At 63.2% G+C, this 19,975-nt stretch carries 17 protein-coding genes; 6 read left to right on the top strand and 11 right to left on the bottom strand.

The genetic code is table 11. The features are described from left to right. Positions 1-8 precede the first annotated feature (8 nt). Positions 9-1,061 (bottom strand): glycolate oxidase subunit GlcE, encoded by a 1,053-nt coding sequence (glcE, locus tag OIU19_RS04200; protein ID WP_264233565.1) that lies wholly within the window; start codon positions 1,059-1,061, stop codon positions 9-11. After that, entirely contained in the window at positions 1,061-2,560 is a 1,500-nt protein-coding gene (gene glcD, locus OIU19_RS04205; protein WP_264233688.1) for a glycolate oxidase subunit GlcD, read from the bottom strand. Before glcD ends, glcE begins: the two co-directional genes overlap by 1 nt. A gap of 228 nt (positions 2,561-2,788) precedes the next feature. Here glcD and glcC point away from each other — a divergent pair, with 228 nt between their 5' ends. Beyond that, on the top strand, positions 2,789-3,553 hold the full coding sequence (gene glcC, locus OIU19_RS04210; RefSeq protein WP_264233566.1) for a transcriptional regulator GlcC: 765 nt from the start codon (positions 2,789-2,791) through the stop codon (positions 3,551-3,553). Between the two features lie 8 nt (positions 3,554-3,561). Here glcC and OIU19_RS04215 read toward each other — a convergent pair whose 3' ends face one another. Genes OIU19_RS04215 through OIU19_RS04225 form a run of 3 tightly spaced genes read right to left on the bottom strand, consistent with a single transcriptional unit; the run spans position 3,562 to position 6,553 of the window. Next, entirely contained in the window at positions 3,562-4,491 is a 930-nt protein-coding gene (locus OIU19_RS04215; protein ID WP_264233567.1) for a glyoxylate/hydroxypyruvate reductase A, read from the bottom strand. Then, positions 4,488-5,243: a class II aldolase/adducin family protein gene (locus OIU19_RS04220; RefSeq protein WP_264233568.1), complete on the bottom strand. Its 756-nt coding sequence runs from the start codon at positions 5,241-5,243 to the stop codon at positions 4,488-4,490. Before OIU19_RS04220 ends, OIU19_RS04215 begins: the two co-directional genes overlap by 4 nt. 14 nt (positions 5,244-5,257) lie before the next feature. After that, positions 5,258-6,553, bottom strand: coding sequence for an MFS transporter (locus OIU19_RS04225; RefSeq protein WP_264233569.1), 1,296 nt, complete (start codon positions 6,551-6,553; stop codon positions 5,258-5,260). A 160-nt stretch (positions 6,554-6,713) separates the two neighbouring features. On the opposite strand from OIU19_RS04225, the gene OIU19_RS04230 reads away from it, so the two are divergent. Beyond that, positions 6,714-7,697, top strand: a complete 984-nt coding sequence (locus OIU19_RS04230) for a LysR family transcriptional regulator (RefSeq protein WP_264233572.1) — start codon at positions 6,714-6,716, stop codon at positions 7,695-7,697. 22 nt (positions 7,698-7,719) lie between these two features. On the opposite strand, the gene OIU19_RS04235 is transcribed toward OIU19_RS04230, so the two are convergent. Together OIU19_RS04235 and OIU19_RS04240 are read right to left on the bottom strand one after the other, a co-directional pair. Beyond that, a complete protein-coding gene (locus tag OIU19_RS04235) occupies positions 7,720-8,952 on the bottom strand; it encodes a M20/M25/M40 family metallo-hydrolase (protein ID WP_264233573.1) in 1,233 nt (410 codons plus the stop codon). A 188-nt stretch (positions 8,953-9,140) separates the two neighbouring features. Then, complete coding sequence (locus tag OIU19_RS04240) at positions 9,141-9,932, bottom strand: SDR family oxidoreductase (protein WP_264233575.1); 792 nt, start codon at positions 9,930-9,932, stop codon at positions 9,141-9,143. Between the two features lie 101 nt (positions 9,933-10,033). Here OIU19_RS04240 and OIU19_RS04245 point away from each other — a divergent pair, with 101 nt between their 5' ends. Continuing rightward, positions 10,034-10,984, top strand: coding sequence for a GlxA family transcriptional regulator (locus OIU19_RS04245; RefSeq protein ID WP_264233577.1), 951 nt, complete (start codon positions 10,034-10,036; stop codon positions 10,982-10,984). A 13-nt stretch (positions 10,985-10,997) separates the two neighbouring features. Then, positions 10,998-11,909, top strand: a complete 912-nt coding sequence (locus tag OIU19_RS04250; RefSeq protein WP_264233579.1) for a LysR family transcriptional regulator — start codon at positions 10,998-11,000, stop codon at positions 11,907-11,909. A gap of 261 nt (positions 11,910-12,170) precedes the next feature. Here the strand turns inward: OIU19_RS04250 and OIU19_RS04255 are convergent, their stop codons facing one another. From OIU19_RS04255 to OIU19_RS04265, 3 genes are all read right to left on the bottom strand, one after another. Then, positions 12,171-13,181, bottom strand: coding sequence for a zinc-binding alcohol dehydrogenase family protein (locus tag OIU19_RS04255; RefSeq protein ID WP_264233581.1), 1,011 nt, complete (start codon positions 13,179-13,181; stop codon positions 12,171-12,173). 173 nt (positions 13,182-13,354) lie between these two features. Further along, complete coding sequence (locus OIU19_RS04260) at positions 13,355-13,672, bottom strand: DUF2388 domain-containing protein (RefSeq protein ID WP_264233583.1); 318 nt, start codon at positions 13,670-13,672, stop codon at positions 13,355-13,357. A 160-nt stretch (positions 13,673-13,832) separates the two neighbouring features. Beyond that, positions 13,833-14,426 carry a GNAT family N-acetyltransferase gene (locus tag OIU19_RS04265; RefSeq protein WP_264233585.1) on the bottom strand — a complete coding sequence of 198 codons (594 nt, stop codon included), beginning with the start codon at positions 14,424-14,426 and terminating at the stop codon, positions 13,833-13,835. Positions 14,427-14,499: 73 nt separating this feature from the next. On the opposite strand from OIU19_RS04265, the gene OIU19_RS04270 reads away from it, so the two are divergent. Further along, entirely contained in the window at positions 14,500-15,120 is a 621-nt protein-coding gene (locus OIU19_RS04270; protein WP_264233587.1) for a glutathione S-transferase family protein, read from the top strand. A 102-nt stretch (positions 15,121-15,222) separates the two neighbouring features. Here OIU19_RS04270 and OIU19_RS04275 read toward each other — a convergent pair whose 3' ends face one another. After that, positions 15,223-17,337, bottom strand: a complete 2,115-nt coding sequence (locus OIU19_RS04275; protein ID WP_264233590.1) for a TonB-dependent receptor domain-containing protein — start codon at positions 17,335-17,337, stop codon at positions 15,223-15,225. Between the two features lie 535 nt (positions 17,338-17,872). Here OIU19_RS04275 and OIU19_RS04280 point away from each other — a divergent pair. Continuing rightward, a complete protein-coding gene (locus OIU19_RS04280; protein ID WP_264233592.1) occupies positions 17,873-19,972 on the top strand; it encodes a TonB-dependent receptor domain-containing protein in 2,100 nt (699 codons plus the stop codon). Positions 19,973-19,975: the final 3 nt, after the last annotated feature.

Raw genomic sequence — 19,975 nt, forward strand, 5'->3', positions numbered from 1 at the left:
GCGTGGCCTCACAGGTCTGGGTACAGGCGGCCAGGGTTGAAAATGCCCTGGGGATCGAGTTGCTGCTTGAGCGCGCGGTGATAACGCAGCAACGCCTCTGTCAGCGGCGCCGTGCTGTCTGTGCCGGCGGCATAGCCGGTGACATGGCCGCCGACCTCGGCCAGCTGTGCGCGGATCTGCGCAGCTGGGGCTGAAGACTTCAGCCAACGCTGGGCGCCTCCCCAATCGATCAGCTGGCGCCCGGGCAGTTGCAGTTCACCGGTGGCATGGGGCACAGACAACCGCCACAGCGGTTCTGGTGCCTGGAAAAACGCCAGGCGTTGCTCACGCAGGTCGCTCCAGAAACGATTGTCGAGGGTCTCGCCACCCAGCCGCTGGCGCGCTGACAGCACCGAGCCTTCACCGCCTTCAAGGCGCAGGTACAGCGCCTCGCCATCGTGGCAGGCGGCGCTGATCGGCAGCGGCTGTTGGCCCCACTCGGCCAGCTCGGCCAGGGCCTGATGGCTGTCCATTGCCAGGCGCAGGCTCAAGGTTTGCCGCGGCCGCGGCAGCACCTTGAGTGACACTTCGGTGAGCAGCCCGAGGCAGCCGAAACTGCCCACCATCAACCGCGAGACATCGTAGCCGGCAACGTTCTTCATCACCTCGCCGCCAAAACGCAACAGCTTGCCGTGGCCGGTGATCAGCCGCGTGCCCAGTACATAGTCACGCACTGACCCAGCCCAAGGCCGACGTGGCCCGGACAAACCCGCCGCAACCATGCCGCCCAGTGTCGCGTTGGGCCCCAGGTGCGGCGGCTCGCAGGGCAGCATCTGCCCGGCTTCATGCAACGCGGCTTCGATTTCCAGCAATGGCGTCCCGGCGCGGGCGGTGAGCACCAGCTCGGTCGGGTCATAGCTGACGATGCCGCGATGGCCGCGGGTATCGACGATCTCGCCGGCCACCGGATTGCCGAGCATGGCCTTGCTGTTGCCACCCTGAATGCGCAGTGGGTTGCCAAGGTTCAGGGCCTGGTTGACCTGTTCGAGCAGGTCCTGGCTGAGGTCGCGGTCCATGCTCATCAGAAACGCTCCAGGTCAGGGAAGGGCAGTTGGCCGTGGTGCACGTGCATCGCGCCGAATTCAGCGCAGCGGTGCAGGGTCGGGATGTTCTTGCCGGGGTTGAGCAGGCCTTGTGGGTCGAACGCGGCTTTGACCGCGTGGAACAGGGTGATCTCGTCGTTGTTGAACTGGGCACACATCTGGTTGATTTTTTCGCGCCCCACGCCATGCTCGCCGGTAATGCTGCCGCCAACCGCCACGCACAATTCGAGGATCTTGCCGCCGATCGCCTCGGCCCGCTCCAGCTCGCCCGGTAGGTTGGCATCGAACAGGATCAACGGGTGCATGTTGCCGTCCCCAGCGTGGAAAACGTTGGCCACCCGCAGGCCATGCTGTTCGGACAGCTCGGCAATGCCCTTGAGCACCCGTGGCAGCTCGCGGCGAGGGATGGTGCCGTCCATGCAGTAGTAATCCGGCGAAATCCGCCCCACGGCCGGGAAGGCGTTCTTGCGCCCAGCCCAGAAGCGCACGCGCTCGGCCTCATCACAGGCCAGCCGGACCTCGCTGGCACCGGCCTGTTCGAGCACCGCCTGCACCCGTTCGCAGTCGTCCTGTACATCGGCCTCGACGCCATCGAGCTCGCACAGCAGGATCGCCGCAGCCTCGACCGGATAGCCGGCATGAATGAAGTCTTCAGCGGCGCGAATCGCCAGGTTGTCCATCATCTCCAGTCCACCCGGGATGATCCCGGCGGCGATGATCTCGGCCACCGCCCGGCCCGCGTCCTCGACCCGCTCGAAGCTGGCCAGCAGCACCCGCGCTACCTGCGGCTTGGGCAGCAGCTTGACGGTGACTTCGGTGACGATCCCAAGCATGCCCTCGGAGCCAGTGAACAACGCCAACAGGTCGAAGCCTGGGCTGTCCAAGGCATCGCTGCCCAGGGTCAGGCGTTCGCCCTCGATGGTGAGGATTTCCACCTTGAGCAGGTTGTGCACGGTCAGGCCGTACTTCAAGCAGTGCACCCCACCGGCGTTCTCGGCGACATTGCCGCCGATCGAACAGGCGATCTGCGACGAGGGATCAGGCGCGTAGTACATGCCATAGGGCGCTGCCGCCTGGGAGATCGCCAGGTTACGCACACCTGGCTGGACGCGGGCGTAACGCCCTCGCGCATTGACCTCAAGGATCCGGTTGAAGCGCGCCATCACCAGCAAGATGCCCTTGCTCAGCGGCAAGGCGCCGCCCGACAGGCCGGTGCCGGCTCCGCGAGCCACTACCGGCACCCCGCGTTGATGGCAGAGCTTGAGCAAGGTTTGCACCTGTTCCAGGCGCTCGGGCAGTACCACCAGCAGTGGCACCGTGCGGTAGGCCGAGAGGCCATCGCACTCGTAGGGCTTGAGGTCTTCGTTGCGGTGCAGAATCTCAAGGTCGGGCAGGGCATCGCGCAGGGCCAGCAGCAGCTGTTGCTGGTCGATAGCTGGCAGGGGCCCATCTACGCGTTCGTCGTAGAGGATATTCATCAGGTTCACTCGCCAAGATTCTTGTAGTTGTCCAGGCCGCCAAGGACCCGATTTCCGGCATAGCTGTGACCATTCCAGCGTGCGCGCGTATGGCGCTGTGGTCGAGCGATTACGTAACTGGTCCTACCAGTTTTTTCAAAACTGCTACCTTGAAACAGGGCGATATCTAGCCCGTTGAGGCTGAGGTCCGTGAGCTGATACCAGTGGTCCTACCAGTTGGAGCGGTGCATGAGCGTAGAACGCAAAACTCAAGTCGCCGATCAGGTGGCTGAGAAGGTGGAGAAGTTGATCGTCGATGGCGTACTCAAGGTCGGGCAGCCCCTGCCTTCGGAGCGGCGCTTGGTGGAAAAGCTTGGCTGCTCGCGCTCAGCGCTGCGTGAGGGCCTGCGCATCCTGCGCGGGCGCGGCATCATCGATACCGAACAGGGCCGCGGTTCGTTCGTCGCCCAGCTGAGCGGGCGCGACAGCCTTAGCCCGCTGATGCACCTGTTCAGCTCGCAGCCGCGCACGCTGTTCGACCTGTTGGAAGTGCGCGCGCTGCTGGAAGCCGAATCCGCGCGCCTGGCAGCGCTGCGGGCGACCGATGTCGACCGCCTGCTGATCCGCCGCCGCTACGAAGACATGCTGGCCGCGCATGCTGCCAGCGACAGCCTCGACCCGCGAGAGCATGCTCGCCGCGACCATGCTTTTCACCGCGCCATCAGCGAGGCGTCGCACAATCCGGTGCTGGTACATACCCTGCAATCACTCAGCGACTTGACCCTGAGCACTGTGTTCGCCTCGGTCAACAACCTCTACTGCCGCCCGGCGCAAAAGCGCCAGATCGATCGCCAGCATGCGCGGTTGTACCAGGCGGTAATGGAGCAGTTACCCGAGCAGGCGCAGCGTGCGGCGCGCGAGCATATCAACGGCATTCGCGACAGCCTGCGCGAGATCGAGCAGGAGGAGCAGCGCTTGGTCAGGGCGACCATGCGCATGGATGGCTGGGGCTGAACTGCCCTTCAGTAACCAAGCGCCGGGTCCACCCGGTTCAGCAAGGGCTCTGCACCGGCCAAGCGCCGCGCATTCTCCGCCACCTGCTGGGCAATGCAGTCGTGCGAGGCGCAGGAAGCCATGTGCGGGGTGACGACAATCCCTGGCGTGCTCCACAGCGGGTTATCCGTGGGCAGCGGCTCTTGGTCAAAGACGTCCAGTAACGCACCACGCAAGCGCCCGCTGCCGACCGCTGCGATCAGGTCTTGCTGGTGCAGATGCTGGCCGCGCCCACAGTTGATCACGGCCGCCCCCGGGGCCAGCGCTTGAAAGGTTTGTCGGCAGAGAATGCCACGGGTCGACTCGGTCAGCGGCAGCAGATTCACCAACAGGTCGAGGCCGTCGAGAAAGCCGTTGAACTCAGCGCTGCCAGCGAAGGTGCGTACCCCTGGCAGCTGTTTTTCGCTGCGCGCCCAGCCACGTACCGCATAGCCCGCCGCTGCCAGCTCGGCAGCAATCGGGCCGCCCAGCGAGCCCAGCCCCATCACGCCGATATGAAAATCAGCAGCCGGCCGCTGCGGGTGACGCAGCCACAACTGGCGTCGCTGCTGGGCCATGGCCAGGTCGAAATCGCGATGATAGTGGATCACCGCCCAGCGCACGTATTCGGCCATGCCCTGGCGGTGCGCCGGGTCGACCACCCGGCACACCGGCAGGGCAGGTTGACTGGGGTCGCTGGCCAGGTGGTCGACGCCCGCCGCCACCGAGTGAATCAGTTTCAAATTGGGCAAGCCGCCCAGGCTGCCTGCGGGTGGAAACCAGCAGGCGGCCACCTGCGCCTGTTCGGCGAGGGGGTCGTCAGCCAGTACCACGGGCAACTGGGGGGCGTTGCGGGCGAACGCCGCCTGGAGCTGGCCAAGCAGGGTTTGATCGGTCGACAGCAGAACCAGCGGTTTCATGAGCAATACGACTCGCGTTGGTGTTCGATGAGGGTGAGGGCGGCGTTCCAGCTCAGGCTGATGATCTGCGCCGCATCGTCGCGGGCAAACTGCTCGGCGGTGTGCCGGCAGACCTGTTCGCTGGGATACACCAGCTTGCCACCCCCAGCCAGGGCTTGCACCTGCGCCTGGCAGGCGCGCTCGAGGAAGTGGATCTCATGAAACGCCTCGGCCACGCTTGCACCACCGACCAGCAGGCCGTGGTTGCGCAGGATCATCGCTTTGTGCGGGCCGAGGTCGGCGACCAAACGCTCGCGCTCATCCAGCGACAATGCGATGCCTTCATACTGGTGGTAGGCCAGCTTGCCGTAGAACTTCAGCGCATGCTGACTGATCGGCAACAACCCTTGCTCCTGGGCCGAGACGGCAATCCCCGCGGCGGTATGGGTGTGGATCACGCAGTGCAGGTCAGGCCGCGCGGTGTGGATCGCCGAATGGATGACGAAGCCTGCGGCATTGATCCGCCGCTCGCCGAACGCCTGGTCGACGACGTTGCCGTGTTGGTCGATGCGCACCAGGTCACTGGCGCACATGCGGTCGAACAGGACCCCGTAGCGGTTGATCAGAAAATGCTGCTCAGGGCCTGGGATGCGCAAGGTGATGTGGGTGTCGATCAGGTCGGTCATGCGAAAATGCGCGACCAGCCGGTACAACGCGGCCAGTTCGCAGCGTGCCTGCCATTCGGTATCGCTGACGGCGTGTGGTTTGCTCATGGAAACTCCCGGTTTTAGCGAGCGATGACGGCGCTGGGTTGTTCAATCTCGCCACGCAGGCGAGCCAGGCCACAGACACCGATCAAGGAAAAGGCGGACAGCGCGGTGAAGAACAGCGCCAATGGCATCCACTGGCCCGCGAAACGATCTGCCAGCAGCGTACCGATGATGGGTGTGCTGCCACCGGCCAAGGCGCAGATCAGTTGGTAGGCCAGCGAGATCCCCGAATAACGCAGGTGGGCTGGGAATGCCTGGGACATGTAGCCGGCGATCACCGCGTAAAGGGCCGACAAGGTCACCACCGCCAGGGCGATGCCCAGGGTCATCAGCACCAGGTTCTGGGTGCCCACCAGCAGGAACATCGGGTAGGGCACAGCCATGCACAGCAGTGCCACCAGCTTGAGGAAGCGGCCCTCGCCGATCCGCTCGGCAAGCAACGCCGCCAGCGGCTGGGTCAGAAACTGCAGGATGGTCACCAGGAACAGACAGTCAAGAATGGTCGAGCGGGCGATGCCCTGGTAGGTGGTGACGTAGGTGATCATGAAGGTGTTGGTGAAGAAGAAGCCGGCCGAGCCGATGGTCACCGCCAGTGCCGCGAACAGGATCTGCCGCCAGCAGTCGCGCACCACCTCCAGTACCGGGTATTTGACCACCTCGTGCTTGGCTTGCGCGGCCTTGAACTCAGGCGACTCATCGACGCCAAAGCGAATCGCCAGGCCGACCATCATCAGCACCCCACTGGCCAGGAACGGCAGGCGCCAGCCCCAGTTGAGGAAGTCGTCCTGATCGAGCATCGACACCAGGCGAAAAGCAATCAGCGCCAGCAGCAAGCCGGCCGGGCTGCCCAACTGGGCGAACGAGGCGTAGAACACCTTGCGCTTGGCGGGAGCGTGTTCGCTGGCCATCAGCACTGCGCCGCCCCATTCCCCGCCCACCGAGATGCCTTGCACGATGCGCAGCGCGATCAGGCCGATCGGTGCCCAGATGCCTGCGCTGGCATAGCTGGGCAACAGGCCGATGCCGGTGGTGGCCAGCCCCATCAGCAGCATGGTCATCAGCAGCATCTTCTTGCGCCCAAGGCGGTCACCCAGATGGCCGAACACCATGCCGGCCAGCGGCCTTGCGACAAAGCCCACGGCAAAGGTGCCGAACGCCGCCAGGGTGCTCAGCAGCGGGTCGCTGCTGGGGAAGAACACCTGGCCAAGCACTAGCGCTGCGGCGGTGGCGTAGATGTAGAAGTCGTAGAACTCGATGGTAGTGCCGACGAATGCGGCCGCCGCCGCGCGACGCGGCTGTTTTGAGGTGTGCATGCAAAGCCCTTCTTTTATGTGCTTGTTATAGGCAGGGTGCGGATCTGGCTAAGCCGGGCGCGCTCTGTGGCGCTTTCGGGTTTTATCGCCTTGGGGCTATGATTAGTCAATTTGCTAATTCTTATCCGTCGTATTAGCAGCGCTACTAATAAGGATTGAGATGAACCCACCGACATCGCGATCTGCTGCACGGGTCAACAAATGGGAAGGACGCCGGTTTCTCAACGACCGCCTGGACTGGAACCTGCTGCGTACCTATTTGGCGATTGGTCAGGAAGGCAGCATCAGCCGCGCCGCTGCGCGCCTGCACATCACCCAGTCGGCGGTCAGCCAGGCGTTGCGCCGGCTGGAAGAGCAACTGGAGTGCCCGCTGATCCTGCGCCGTGGGCCACGCTTTGATCTGACGGCCGCGGGCGAGGAGGTGCTGCGCATCGCCAGCGATATCTACGCCGACGTGTCACGCATCAGTGCCGCCGTCGAGCAGCGCAGCGATGCCGTGGTGGGCAAGGTTAGGCTGTTGACCATCAGCCGCGTGCATTCGGCGCTGTACGATGAGTTTCTCGGCGACTTCCACCAAGCCCACCCCAAGGTCGAGCTGGAGATCGAAGTGCTGCGCAGCGCCGACATCATCAGCTCGCTGTTGCAAAAGACCGCCACCGCCGGGCTCGGCCTGTGTCGCATCGCCCAACCCAAGCTTGAACAGCGTCAGTTGCTGCGCCAGCGCTTTGCGTTCTTCTGCGGCAAGCGTCATCGCCTGTATGGGCGCAGTGATGTGGCCCTCGACGAACTGCAAGGCGAGAGCTTCGTCAGTTTCGTCAGCGACCAGTTGGGCGGTAACTTGTCGCCTCTGGCGATGTTCCGCGATCAACATGGGTTCACCGGGCGGATCGTCGCTTCCTCCTCCAGCTTCGAGGAAATTCACCGCCTGGTGTGCGCAGGCTTTGGCATTGGTTGCCTGCCCGAGCACCTGTTGGAAAAAGATCTCGCGCAGGGCCTGCTGTGGCGCCTGCCACCGGCCGAAGGCATCGTCGATGTCGATTTGCTTTTGCTGTGGAACCGCGAGCAGAAGATGACCGTGGCCGAGAGCGTCTTTCTGGAGCGTTTCCAGCATCGCCTGGCAACCCTGGAAGCGGCCGGCCTTTGAGGCCGGCCAAGTGCGGCAAGGGTTACTGGGCGAGTTTTCTGATCATCGCCACGGTCAGGTACAAGCGTGGCGCCACGCTGTTCAACTCGATGTATTCGTCATCGGCATGGAGCCCGGCGCCGACCACGCCCATGGTCTCCAGCACTGCCGGCTTAGCACTGTCGGGCACGTAGGCGTAGCCGGCATCGGTGCCAAAGCGCATGGCGATCGGTTCGATATTGCGGTCGATCTGGCTGTACAGCTGCCTTGCGGTTTCGGCCAACTGGGTCGAGCCCTCGTTGCGCGCCAAAGGCGGGCGGCCTTTTTCCACGGTAACGCTGGTCTGGGTGTCGGCGATCAGTGGTTTTTGCACGATGCGCTTGGCATCGGCCGCCACTCGATCGGTTTCGCTCAGGTCCGAGTAACGCATATCGGCTTCAGCGGTGGCCAGGGCTGGGATGATGTTGGCCTTCTCGCCCGCCTTGGCCAGGGTCCAATTGACCGTGGTGCCTTTGCTGGCATCGCCCAGGTCTTTGAGTTGGAGGATCTGGTGCGAAAGTTCCGTCAGTGCGTTGCGGCCTTCTTCCGGGGCGGAACCGGCATGGGACGAGCGCCCTTTGACTTGCAGTTTCAAACGGTTGATGCCGTTGGTGGCGACGGTGACCGCGTCCTTGTCTGGTGGCTCGTAGGAGAAGACGTAGTCATGCTTGCGTGCCAGCTCGGCGATGATCTGCTTGGAGCCTGCCGAACCCATTTCCTCGTCTGGGTTGAACAGCACGGTGAGCGTGCGGTAGCCCTTGAACTGCTGATCCTGCAGCAGTTTGAGCGCGTGCAGGATCATTGCCACACCGCCCTTGGCGTCGGCAACGCCGGGGCCGTAGGCACGTTCGCCTTCGATCCGAAATGGCCGCTTGGCCACGGTGCCGGGGACGAACACGGTGTCGTAGTGGACCATCAGCAGGAAGTCCTTGCTGCCCGTGCCCTTGAACGTACCGACGATGTTGTCGCCCACCGACGGCTTGGCCGGATGGGTCTGAACCTCGGCGCCGAGGGCCTTGAGGCGCTTGACCAATTCACCGCTGACTTGGCGCAGGCCCGGCTCGGTGCCTGTGCCGGTGTCGACCGAGACCAGGGTCTTGAGGGTGTCGAGGTAGTGCGCCTGTTCGGCCTGGGCCTGCTTGAGCAAATCTTCAGGGCTGGGGTCGGCGGCGAGTGCCGGGGAGCAGGCCAGGCACAGCGCCATGGCCAGGGCGAAGGGAGGACGGGACATCGGCATTGGGCTGCTTTCCTTATTATCGTGAAAGCATGAGCCTAGACCCTCAGCGCCCTACGGCAAGCCTTTGGGTGTCAATGCGGGCCTCTTCGCGGGCAAGCCCGCTCCCACAGGTACGGCATTGAGCTTCAGAGCGGTGCGGTCCCTGTGGGAGCGGGCTTGCCCGCGAAGAGGCCCTATTCATCAATCCATCAAGTCGCGCTATACCGCGCAGGCAACTGCTGATTGGACAACTGCCCCAGCAAGCCCTGGCGACTCGCCTCAAACGCTTCATAGCGCTCGAACGCATTCAGCGACGGAATCGAAATCAACAGCCGCGCATCGAAATCTTCCAGCGCCGCGCGCACCAGATCCTCAGCCGACATCACCATCGCCGGGTCAAGGTTCTCCACGGGTAGCCCGCCGGTGGCCCAGAACTCGGTCGCCGTTGCCCCAGGCAACACCGCCTGCACTTGTACCCCCTGATCAGCCAACTCACGATTGAGCGACTGGCTGAAGGCTGTGACATACGCCTTGCTCGCTCCATAGACACCGTTGAGCAACTCCGGCGCCAGGCTCACGACCGACGAGATGTTGATCACTGCCCCCTGGCCGCGCGCCACCCAGCCCGGCACCGCCGCGTAGGTCAGGCGGGTGAGGGCGGTGATGTTCAGCGCGATCATCTGGGCCATGTGCTCGACGTCGCTTTCCAGCAGCGGCGTATGGGTGCCGATCCCAGCATTATTGACCAGCAGCGTGATGCTGGCGTCTTGCGCGAGCCGCGTCTCGATACTCGCCAGATCGTGGGCATCGCCCAAGTCCGCGGGCAGCACCTCGATGCTGCGCTGGGTGAGGGTGGTGAGGCGGTCGGCCAGCTGGTTCAGGCGCTGGCGATTGCGCGCCACCAAAATCAGGTCATAGCCGCGGCGCGCCAGCTGTTCGGCGTATACCGCGCCGATGCCGGAGGAAGCGCCAGTGATCAGTGCAGTGCCTGGATGGGTCATGGTTGTGCTCCGTTGAGGGGGGTGCAGCCATGATGTGATGCTTTGCGGTTGGCGCAAATGACGCATATAGTACGCTTTTAGGTCATAGCGAGAGCGTTGCCATGCACCGCGTTGGCTACCTGTTGTGCGAGGGCTTCCAGGTCATGGGGTTGGCCTCGCAGTCGGTGTTCGAGTTCGCCAACTTGCTGGTGGGCGAGCCGGTCTATGTGCTCGGCAATTACAGCGTCGCCGGGGGCATGTTGCGCTCATCGCTGGGCCTGCAACTGCAAACCGAGGCGGTCGACTCGCCTGGGCATGCCGATACCTGGCTGGTGGCCGGCACACTGATGCCTGTGCAAACCCCGCCCAGCGCAGCCGAGGTCGAGCTGGTGCGCGCACTGGGTCAGCAGGCACGGCGCACGGCCGGCATCTGCACTGGCGCCTTTACCCTGGCCGCCGCTGGCCTGCTCGATGAGCGTCGCGCCACCACCCATTGGGCCTATGCCAAGGCCATGCAGCAGTGCTATCCGCGCATCCGCGTGGAAGAGGATCGCATCTTCATTGCCGACGGCAACCTATGGACTTCGGCCGGGATGACGGCCTGTATCGACATGGCCCTAGGCATGGTGGAAAAAGATCTGGGCGCAGACATCGCCCGTGCCGTAGCGCATCGGTTGGTGATGCAGCAACGGCGCACCGGTGGCCAATCGCAGCATTCGCAGATGCTTGAGCTGGCGCCTAAATCCGACCGTATCCAGGCCGCCCTGGAGTACGCTCGGCAGCATCTGCAGCAGCCACTTGGGGTCGAGGAGTTGGCTGGCGTGGTGCACTTGAGCCCGCGCCAGTTCAGCCGCGTGTTCACCGCCGAAACCGGCCAGTCGCCGGCCAAGGCGATTGAGCGTCTGCGTCTGGAAGCGGCGCGCCTGCTCATCGAGCAAAGTCGCCACAGCCTGGATGTGGTGGCGCGGGAAACCGGTTTTCGCGACCGCAGGCATTTGCGCGAAGCGTTTTTGCGTGGCTTTGGCATCCCGCCCCAAGCCGTGCGCCGCGATGTGCGCCGGCTCAACTCATGAGGAAACACCGGCAATGAAAAAACTCGTGCGCATGGACGACCTGCAGGTGTTCGTGACCACCGTCGAGGCCGGCAGCTTTTCCGCCGCGGCCCGCCAACTGGACATTTCCCCGGCCCTGGCCAGCGGCGCGGTACAGCGCCTGGAGCGTAGCCTGGGCATTCGCCTGTTCGTGCGTTCGACGCGCAAACTGCGCCTGTCGGATGACGGCCAGCGCTACCTGCCGTATGCCCGTCAGGTGCTCGATGCCCTGACTGAAGGTGAAATGGCCCTGGAACATGGCCGCGAGGAAATCGCCGGCCCGCTGCGCTTGTCGATGCCCTCGGACTTGGGCCGAAATGTGTTGTTGCCGTTGCTCGATGAGTTCCAGGCAGCCCATCCGCGTATCGAATTGCAACTGCGCTTTAGCGATCAGATCGCCGACTTTTTCAGTGATCGGCTGGATGCAGGCATCCGCTATGGGCAGCTGGCCGATTCGAGCCTGGTATCGTTGCCGCTGGCCCCGGGCAATCGCCGTATCCTCTGCGCCGCGCCCGCCTACATCGCCCGCCATGGTGCACCGAGCACGCCTGAAGAGTTGAGCCAGCACAACTGCCTGCGCTACATGATGGGCGAGCTGACCCACGAGCGCTGGAATTTCCATACCCCGCAGGGCGTAAAAGCGGTGGTGGTGGCGGGCGATCGCACCAGTGACGATGCCGATGTGGTCAGGCGCTGGGCGGTGGCCGGGTTAGGCGTGGTATACAAGTCGCAGCTCGATGTACGCGATGATTTGCGTGCAGGCCGTTTGCGGGAGCTGTTCCCCCGGGAATGGGGGCAGCCGACGCCGTTGCAGATGGTTTGCGCGCACCGCCAGTCGCTGACCCCATTGGTGCAGCAGTTGCGGGCGTTTCTGCTGCAACGACTGGAGCGACTGGCCAGTGATTGACCTGGGCTTTTCAGGGGTAAGTGCCGGCCTCTTCGCGGGCAAGCCCGCTCCCACAGGGACAGCACCGATCGACGCTCAGTGGTGACCCTGTAGGGGCGGGCTTGCCCGCGAAGAGGCCAGTACAGCCGATATAAAGTGGCCAGATCACACTTCTTCGCACAGCTACAGCACTAGGTTTCAGAGCGGCGCGGCCCCTGTGGGAGCGGGCTTGCCCGCGAAGAGGCCATTGCAGGCCATGCATTGGCCGGATCAAACAGACATTCAGAAACCTTCCAGCACAATCTTGCCCTTGGCCTTGCCACTTTCGATCAGCGCATGCGCCCGCCGCAGGTTCTGCGCATTGATCGCGCCAAAATGTTCGCCCAACGTCGTCCTGAGCACACCTTGGTCGATCAACTCGGCAACCCGATCCAGCAGTTGGTGTTGCTTGATCATGTCCTCGGTCTGGTACAGCGAGCGGGTAAACATCAGTTCCCAATGCAGCGACAACGACTTGCGCTTGAGTGGCACCACATCAAGGGTGGCAGGATCGTCGATCAATGCCAGTCGCCCCTGTGGACGCAGGACCTCGATCAATTGGGCAAAGTGTCGGTCGGTGTGCGTCAGGCTGATCACCAGGTCCACCTGGCCGTCGCCGATTTGCGCCAGCTGCGGCGCCAGTGGCTGGCTATGGTCGATCACGTGGTGCGCCCCCAGCTCCTTGACCCACTGCTGGGTCTCTTGGCGTGACGCGGTGCCAATCACCGTCAGGCCGGTCAACGTGCGCGCCAATTGGGTCAGGATCGAACCGACGCCACCACCGGCACCGACAATCAGCAGGCGTTGCCCCTCGCCACCGCCTTGGGCTACGCCAAGGCGGTCGAACAGCAGCTCCCAGGCGGTGATCGAGGTCAGCGGCAATGCGGCGGCGCTGGCAGCATCGAGGCTGCGCGGCTTGTGCCCGACGATGCGCTCGTCCACCAGATGAAACTGGCTGTAGCTGCCGGGGCGGTCGATGGCGCCAGCGTAGTACACCTCATCGCCTGGCTGGAACAGCGTGACTTCTGCTCCGACTTCACGCACGACTCCCACCGCGTCCCAACCCAACACTTTGGGTTGGCCGGTGCTACCAGAGCCTGCACGGATTTTAGTGTCGACCGGGTTGACCGAAATGGCCTGGACTTCCACCAGCAAGTCGCGCGCGCCAGGGATTGGGCGCGGTAGTTCGCTGTCGAACAGCGCTGCCGGATCGTCGATGGGCAGACCGTGCTCGGTGAAGACAATGGCTTTCATGGTGTCGCTCCAAACTCAGGTGGAATGCGACAACCTTAGCGGGATTTGGCAGCAGTAAAAATGCCGCCAGGGCAGGAAGACTTTCGTCATTTTTTTGAGAATCGCGCTGATATAGCCCGCGCGCCCCTCGCGGCTTGAATCCGCGAAAGGCTGCAGCGGGTGTGAATGATCTATCAGTTGTCGGTCAGCGGATCATCTTGAGACAGGATTGCCCGGGCCAGCTCTTCATCACTCGCCTGCAGCCCAGGATTGTTCTTGCGCGCCTGTTCCAGTGCCGACTCGGCATAGGCGCCACGAATCGCGCCGCCGCTGGCGACGAAGGCCGACAGCTCATCTCGGGCAGGAATGATTCGTTTGTCATCCTTGAAGGTCGAGTACAGCGAGGCGGAAACCCCTGCCGAGGTGGCGACATCACCCGCATCGACGCGGGCCATGGCAGAACCGGCAGGCAACAGCACCAGCAGTGAAGAAACGATCAGCAATCGACGCATGGCGAAACCTCCAGAAGGGTGAAGCCCAGGGGAATGTCTGCATGATGTTAAGAACCCAGGGGCTACTTGTAGTTCCCTGCCATCGGTCTTGGGCACATTGAGCGGGGGTGCGCACTGGCGGTGGAAGCCCGATGAGTTGCAAGCATTCGCAACCTGGCCATCACCCACGCCGATAGAGCAACCCCTGCGTCGCAGGATCATTCGGCCTGGGCGCCTCGCCAACCCGGCTGAATCCTGCACGCTCAGCCAAGCGCTGGCTGGCGGTGTTGTCCGCAGCGGTCGTCAGCCAAACCGCTGCATCCACAGCGTCGAGCAGCGTGTTCAGGGCCTCGCGCATCAGCCCTTTGCCGGCGAACCCCTGGCTGACCCAGTAACCCACTTCATACTCTTCAGCCCTGGGCGTCAGGCCGATGCAGCCGATCAGCTCGCCGGTGTTGGGTTTGAGCACGAAGTAGCGCTTTTCCCCTGTGGGGGTATGAAAATCGCCCTGGCTTTCTTCCAGGCCTTGCTCGATTTGTTCCAGCGTCCAATCCGGCTTGGCCCAGATCAGGAAGGGCTGGTGCAGGGCATAGCTGGCCAGCAGTGCCTGGTGTAGGTGTGGCGCCAAGGCCAGGTCTGGGCGACAAACGTGCAGGCGGGGGGTGGTCAGGGTGTAGGGCAGTTTCGCGGAACAGGTAGGGTTGGCCATGGAGCCTCCTTGCTCGATGATGTGGGTGTTGGCTGTTCGATAGTGGCCATGATCTACTGGCTTCATCGCGGGCTTGTCCTGCGATGGGCTGCAAAGCAGCCTTCTGAACGCGCCATTCAAAGGACTATGAAGGTCAACCATGCCTCAATACAAGCTGCATTGCTTCGGCGAATCCGGCAACGCCTACAAAGCCGCGCTCATGCTCGAACTCACCGGCCAAGACTGGCAACCGGTGTTGGTCGACTACTTCCACGGCCAGACTCGCACCGACAGCTGGCGCCAGCAGATCAACGAGCAGGGCGAAGTGCCGGTGCTCGAGCATGACGGGCAGACCTTCACCCAGTCGGCGCTGATCCTCGACTACCTCGCCGCCCAGACCGGTCAATTTGGCCCGCAGAGTGAAGAGGAGCATCGCGAAATCTGGCGCTGGATGCTGTTCGACAACCACAAGTTCACCAGCTATTACGCCACCTTGCGCTTTCTCTACGGCCTGAAGAAAACCGGCGAGACTGACGTGACCAAATTCTTCCGTGAACGCGCCACGGCGGCCTATCAGGTGGTGGATCAGCACCTGAGCCAAACGCCGTTCATGGTTGGCGGGCGTTTGACCATCGCCGATCTGTCATTGGCTGGGTATGTGTTCATGCCTGAGGAGACTGGCATGCAGTTGACTGACTTCCCTCACATCGAGGCGTGGAAGGCGCGGATCAAGGCAGTACCGGGTTGGAAGGCACCTTATGAGCTGATGCCCAGGGCTTGAGTTTCTCTTGAGGTCGTTGGGGCCGCTGTGCGGCCCGTCGCCGGCTTCGCCAGCTCCTACAGGCATTGCGCCGGGTGTAGGAGCAGGGAAACCTCCAACCAATCAGTACCTCAGCTCAACCCCGACATAAGCACCAATCCCATCGCCCGGCCAGAACGCCGCCGTATCCTGGCCACGGGCGTTGTACACCGGCGTCACCGCCGTCACGTAGGCCTTGTTGGCCAGGTTCTTCAAATCCAGCGACACCTTCCAATTGCCCTTGGGCGCCTCATACCCAAGGTTTGCGCCCCAGATGGTGTACGACGGCGCATACAGGGTATTGGCGTAATCCGCCGCGGTGCGTGAAGCCGACTGCACGTTGACCCCGCTGTACCAGCCGCTGTGGTGCTGGTATTGCACCTCGCCCTGGTAGATGTGCTTGGGAATGCCGGGCAGTTGATTGCTGCCGAAGGTATCGTCGTTGCGGTAGTAGAAGTCGTTGTAGGTGTATACCTGGCGCCAGCGCACCTGGTCGCCCTGGGCGTTCTCCCACAGGCGGGTGTTGAGGCCTGCTTCGATGCCTTGGTGGATGGTCGGCGAGGCGTTGAATGCACCGGTGACTGCGGCAGCGGTGGAGGTGGCGGGGATGATCTGCACGTTGAGCAGCTCGTTGTGAATCCACGAGCGATACAGCGCCAGGCTGCCGTCGAAGATGCCATGCGAGCCTTTGATGCCGACCTCGAAGGTATTGCCTTTCTGCTCCACCAGCGGGCGGATGTAGGGCAGGCTCGGGCCGGAGCCGGAGTACTCCCACGAGGCCGGTGGGTCGATGCTGCGGCTGACGTTGGTGAACACTTGCAGGTTCGGCGTGAACTCGTAGCGCAGGCCGATGCGTGGGGCGATGCTCCAGTTGTCGTAGTCGACGTGCTGGGGGAAGTCGGTGCGGTTGGGGTTGACTGCGTAGTCGATGTCGACCTTGCGCCGCACGTTGACGAACGACACACCGCTGGTCAGCCACAGGCCATCGACCAGGTTGAGGTCGTTGCCCAAAGAAAACACCCGGTCGAACGAATCCTGGTAGTCGACCTTTTTCAGCGAAACCTTGTCGCCGGTGGCCGAGTTGACCCCGCCGCGCAGGTGCTGGGTCGAGGTGAAGGCCAGGCTGCTACGGCTCTCGTGGCCGAACAGGCTGTCGACGCGGTCATAGCCGAGCAGCAGGCCGAGGTCGTGCCAGTCCCAGTAGCTGGGGTTGCTCGGGCTGCGCGGGTTATTGGTGTGGCGGTAGTCGTGGTACGACAGGCCCACGGTCAGCCGGGCATCGTCATCGAAGGTGTAGGTGGTCTTGCTGCCCAGCCAGATGCTACCGGGGCGCCGCGCGCCGGCGCCGCTGCTTTCGGCGGTGGCACTGGCGCGGCGCGGGTGGTGCTTGGCATTGGCCAGGGTGGTGGCGCTGGGGTCGTTGTGGAACTCGTCGCGATAGCGCAGCAGCAGGCGTGTCTCAAGCTTGGGGCTGAAGCGGTAGCCGGCGTTGGCGACGATGCCCGAGCTGCGCGACAGGCTGAAATCGCGCGAGCCGTGGTTGCGGTAGTTGTCGGCTTGCAGGTAGTAGTCCAGATCGCCTTCGACGCCGCCGACACTGACGGTTTGCTTCTGGTAGCCATAACTGCCGGCTTCGGCGCGCAGGCGCAGGCCGGGGGCGCTGTAGCCGCTGTGGTTGACGAAGTTGACCGCGCCACCCAGGGTCAACGCGCCGTACTGGAAGGCATTGGCGCCGCGCAGGATCTCCGTGTAGTTGACCCCCGAGGCATTGAGGAACTCGTAGGGTGTACCGCCCGGGCCGGTCAGTGGCAGGCCATCGAAGAGGAACTTGATCCCCTCACGGAAGTAGCCAGGCGAGGTGTTGGCACCGGAGCCGCGGATGGAGATCTTGGCGGCGTCATTGCCGCCGGTGGACTGCACGAACACGCCGGGCTGATAACCGAGGGTGTCTTGTAGCGTGGCGGTGCGGCCCTTGGCGACTTCTTCGCTGTCGACCACGCTGGTGCCGCCGGGTACTTCCGCCAGCTGGCTCTGCGCGGCTTGCGCGGCGGTTTGCCTGGCGCCTTGAACCGTGACTGTACCCAGGGTCTGGTCGGCCTCGGCGGCAACCGCCGGGGCGAGCAGGGCAGAGCTAAGGGCTGTGGCCAGGGTGGCGTGGCGCACGGCCAGGCGCAGTCGATTGGGTTGCATCACGTGCATCGGTGTATTCCTTGAAGTTCATCGATAATTACCTCGGCGTTCTATGGGCATAGTCAAGCCAGTCGCTGGGGATAGAGCAGGTTTTGTGCCAGATAGCAAAGGGCCTGGTGGCCGTAGACTTTGCCTTTGTTTAAATGAATTAGATGAACATTAGGACAACTTTTGTTGAAGCGGTGTTGCCGTTCGGACAGCAGCGGTTATATGCAAATTACCAAATTGACACTGCATATTTAGTGGCGGCGATTGATGTTTCTAGTGATGGCTTTATCGCGGGCAAGCCCGCTCCTACAGGATAGCGTAGGCCTGTAGGAGCGGGCTTGCCCGCGATGAGGCCGCTACTGACAAGCCGAAATGTTGATACAGCAACAGGCGCCAAACAGTTTGTATGGCATTCAAGCTTTTAATCAGGCCAATGCCCAATAAAGACGAGAGAAAAAGGCTGGCACGACAACTGCAATAACCTTCCTGAAGCGGTCAGGCGAAGGCGGCGCTACGGCGTAGAACTTCGACCTTATATATAAAGGGAGTATGTGCAGTGCGTGCGAAAGTTAGACTTACCGGTCACCCCCTGGGCAATGCCGCCAGCGTTGCGGTAATGATGGCCCTGCTCAGCCCAGCGGTGTTCGCCGCAGAAGACTCCACCCTCGACACGGTAACCGTCACCGGCGCTGCCGCCACTGGCGCGCAGAAGGACCAGAAGCGCCTGCAAAAGGTCGCGGGCAACACCGCAGTGATCGACAACCGTCAGGTCGAGCAGGGCAGGGCGTCCAACGCCGAGGATGTCCTGGCCCTGCAACCGGGCGTTTTCGCCCAGGGCACCAGCGGTACGGCTGCGAACAAGATTTCGATCCGCGGCTCGGGCTTGAACACCTTCTACCAGGGCTATGTGCTGGGCACCAAGTTCCTCTTCGACGGCCTGCCAATCACCGGCCCCGGGGGCACCCAGGAAGACTTCCTCGACATGCAGGGGATCGACCACACCGAGGTGCTCTACGGTGCCAACGCTTCGGAGTACGCCGCGCTGTCGCTGGGCGGCGCGATCAATTTCGTCAGCAAGACCGGCCGCACCGACCCTGGCAACTACGCCCGCTTCGAAGTCGGCAGCTATGGCTATCGCAAGCAGCAACTGAGCACTGGCGGGGTGGTTGGCGACACTGACTACTACATCAACGTCCTGCACAACGAACGCGATGGCTATCAGGACGACGCCAACAACGAAGGTCGCGGCCTTGCGGCCAACTTCGGCCATGTGTTCAGCCCCAAGCTTGAGACCCGCCTGTTCGTCAAGTACCGCGAAGAGCAGCTCACCAACGGCAACACCCTGACCCGCCAGCAGCTCAAGCACGACCCACGCAGCAACCTCGCCCCGACCGGGCGCCGTAAAGACGGCACCACCTTCATCGGCAACAAGACCACCTACACCTTCGATGACGGCAACAAGCTCGAAGTTGGCGCTTCGTACAACAACTACCCGCTGCTCAACGGCTGGCGCTACTCGCCGACCCCACAAGACTGGCGCTCCAAGGACATCAACCTGACCTTGCGCTACTTCCGTACCGGCGATCGCTTCTTCGGCCTGCCCAGCGACAGCAGCATCATCTTCAGCAATACCCGCGCCTATCTGGCCGACGTCAAGTCGCACAGCCGCGCCACCGGGGCGAAGATCCAGGAGACCAACTACACCGGCTCGCGCGACACGGTGCTGACCTTCGGCAACGAGCTGCAACTGAGCGATGACCTGTGGCTGTCCTCGGGCCTGTCGTTCGTCAACATCCGCCGTAAGGCCGAGATCGAATCGACCACGCTGACCACCGCCAACCCAAGCAACCTACCCACCAGCGTCGAGTACGTGGAGAACGACCTGGCCCCGCGCCTGGGCCTGCGCTACCAGATCAACCCTGAATTCCAGGTGTTCGGCAACGTCAGCCGCAGCATCGATCCACCGGTGACCTGGCAGCTGGGCAGTACCGGCAACCCGTTCCTCTACGATGTGCGGCCACAGAAGGCCACCACGTTCGAGGTCGGCGTGCGCGGCAGCCACGGCATCTTCGATGGCAGCCTGACCTTGTACCGCTCCTGGGTGCAAAAAGAGCTGCTGACCGTGGTCGTGCGTCAGGCCAGCGCCACTCAAGACCAGCTCACCGCCACCTCCAACGCCAGCCCGACCCTTCACCAGGGCATCGAGGCCGGCCTCAACGCGCTGCTCTGGAGCGGCGCCAACGGCGATACCATCGACCTGCGCCAGGCCTACACCCTCAACGACTTCAAATACCGCGACGACGACACCTTCGGCGGCAACGAGTTGCCCAGCCTGCCGCGCCAGGTCTATCAGGCCGAGCTGGCCTACCGCCAGGCCAGCGGCTTCTATGCTTCGCTCAACCTGCGCACAGCGTCAAGCTACTACATCGACTATGCCAACACCTGGCAGGCGCCGTCGTACGTGCTGTGGGGCGCCAAGGTCGGCTACCAGGCGCCGAGCAAGAAGTGGGAGGTGTTCGCTGACCTGCGCAACCTCACCGACCAGCGCTACGCCAGCGCGGCCAACACTGCCTACAACGCCAATGGCCGCGACTCGGCCAACTTCTATCCGGGGGACGCCTTCTCGGTGACCACTGGCGTGGCGTTCCGATTCTGATGG

Origin of the sequence: Pseudomonas sp. BT-42-2 (genome assembly GCF_025847435.2) — a bacterium.
Lineage (GTDB): Bacteria > Pseudomonadota > Gammaproteobacteria > Pseudomonadales > Pseudomonadaceae > Aquipseudomonas > Aquipseudomonas urmiensis.

Bases quoted from the DNA above. Each gene is read 5' to 3' on its own strand.
- OIU19_RS04250 (WP_264233579.1), top strand. From the start codon at position 10,998: ATGAAAAAACTCGTGCGCATGGACGACCTGCAGGTGTTCGTGACCACC.
- OIU19_RS04245 (WP_264233577.1), top strand. From the start codon at position 10,034: ATGCACCGCGTTGGCTACCTGTTGTGCGAGGGCTTCCAGGTCATGGGG.
- OIU19_RS04230 (WP_264233572.1), top strand. From the start codon at position 6,714: ATGAACCCACCGACATCGCGATCTGCTGCACGGGTCAACAAATGGGAA.
- glcD (WP_264233688.1), bottom strand. From the start codon at position 2,560: ATGAATATCCTCTACGACGAACGCGTAGATGGGCCCCTGCCAGCTATC.
- OIU19_RS04265 (WP_264233585.1), bottom strand. From the start codon at position 14,426: ATGAAGCCAGTAGATCATGGCCACTATCGAACAGCCAACACCCACATC.
- OIU19_RS04255 (WP_264233581.1), bottom strand. From the start codon at position 13,181: ATGAAAGCCATTGTCTTCACCGAGCACGGTCTGCCCATCGACGATCCG.
- glcC (WP_264233566.1), top strand. From the start codon at position 2,789: ATGAGCGTAGAACGCAAAACTCAAGTCGCCGATCAGGTGGCTGAGAAG.
- OIU19_RS04225 (WP_264233569.1), bottom strand. From the start codon at position 6,553: ATGCACACCTCAAAACAGCCGCGTCGCGCGGCGGCGGCCGCATTCGTC.
- OIU19_RS04275 (WP_264233590.1), bottom strand. From the start codon at position 17,337: ATGCACGTGATGCAACCCAATCGACTGCGCCTGGCCGTGCGCCACGCC.
- OIU19_RS04215 (WP_264233567.1), bottom strand. From the start codon at position 4,491: ATGAAACCGCTGGTTCTGCTGTCGACCGATCAAACCCTGCTTGGCCAG.
- OIU19_RS04235 (WP_264233573.1), bottom strand. From the start codon at position 8,952: ATGCCGATGTCCCGTCCTCCCTTCGCCCTGGCCATGGCGCTGTGCCTG.
- OIU19_RS04270 (WP_264233587.1), top strand. From the start codon at position 14,500: ATGCCTCAATACAAGCTGCATTGCTTCGGCGAATCCGGCAACGCCTAC.
- glcE (WP_264233565.1), bottom strand. From the start codon at position 1,061: ATGAGCATGGACCGCGACCTCAGCCAGGACCTGCTCGAACAGGTCAAC.
- OIU19_RS04220 (WP_264233568.1), bottom strand. From the start codon at position 5,243: ATGAGCAAACCACACGCCGTCAGCGATACCGAATGGCAGGCACGCTGC.
- OIU19_RS04260 (WP_264233583.1), bottom strand. From the start codon at position 13,672: ATGCGTCGATTGCTGATCGTTTCTTCACTGCTGGTGCTGTTGCCTGCC.
- OIU19_RS04240 (WP_264233575.1), bottom strand. From the start codon at position 9,932: ATGACCCATCCAGGCACTGCACTGATCACTGGCGCTTCCTCCGGCATC.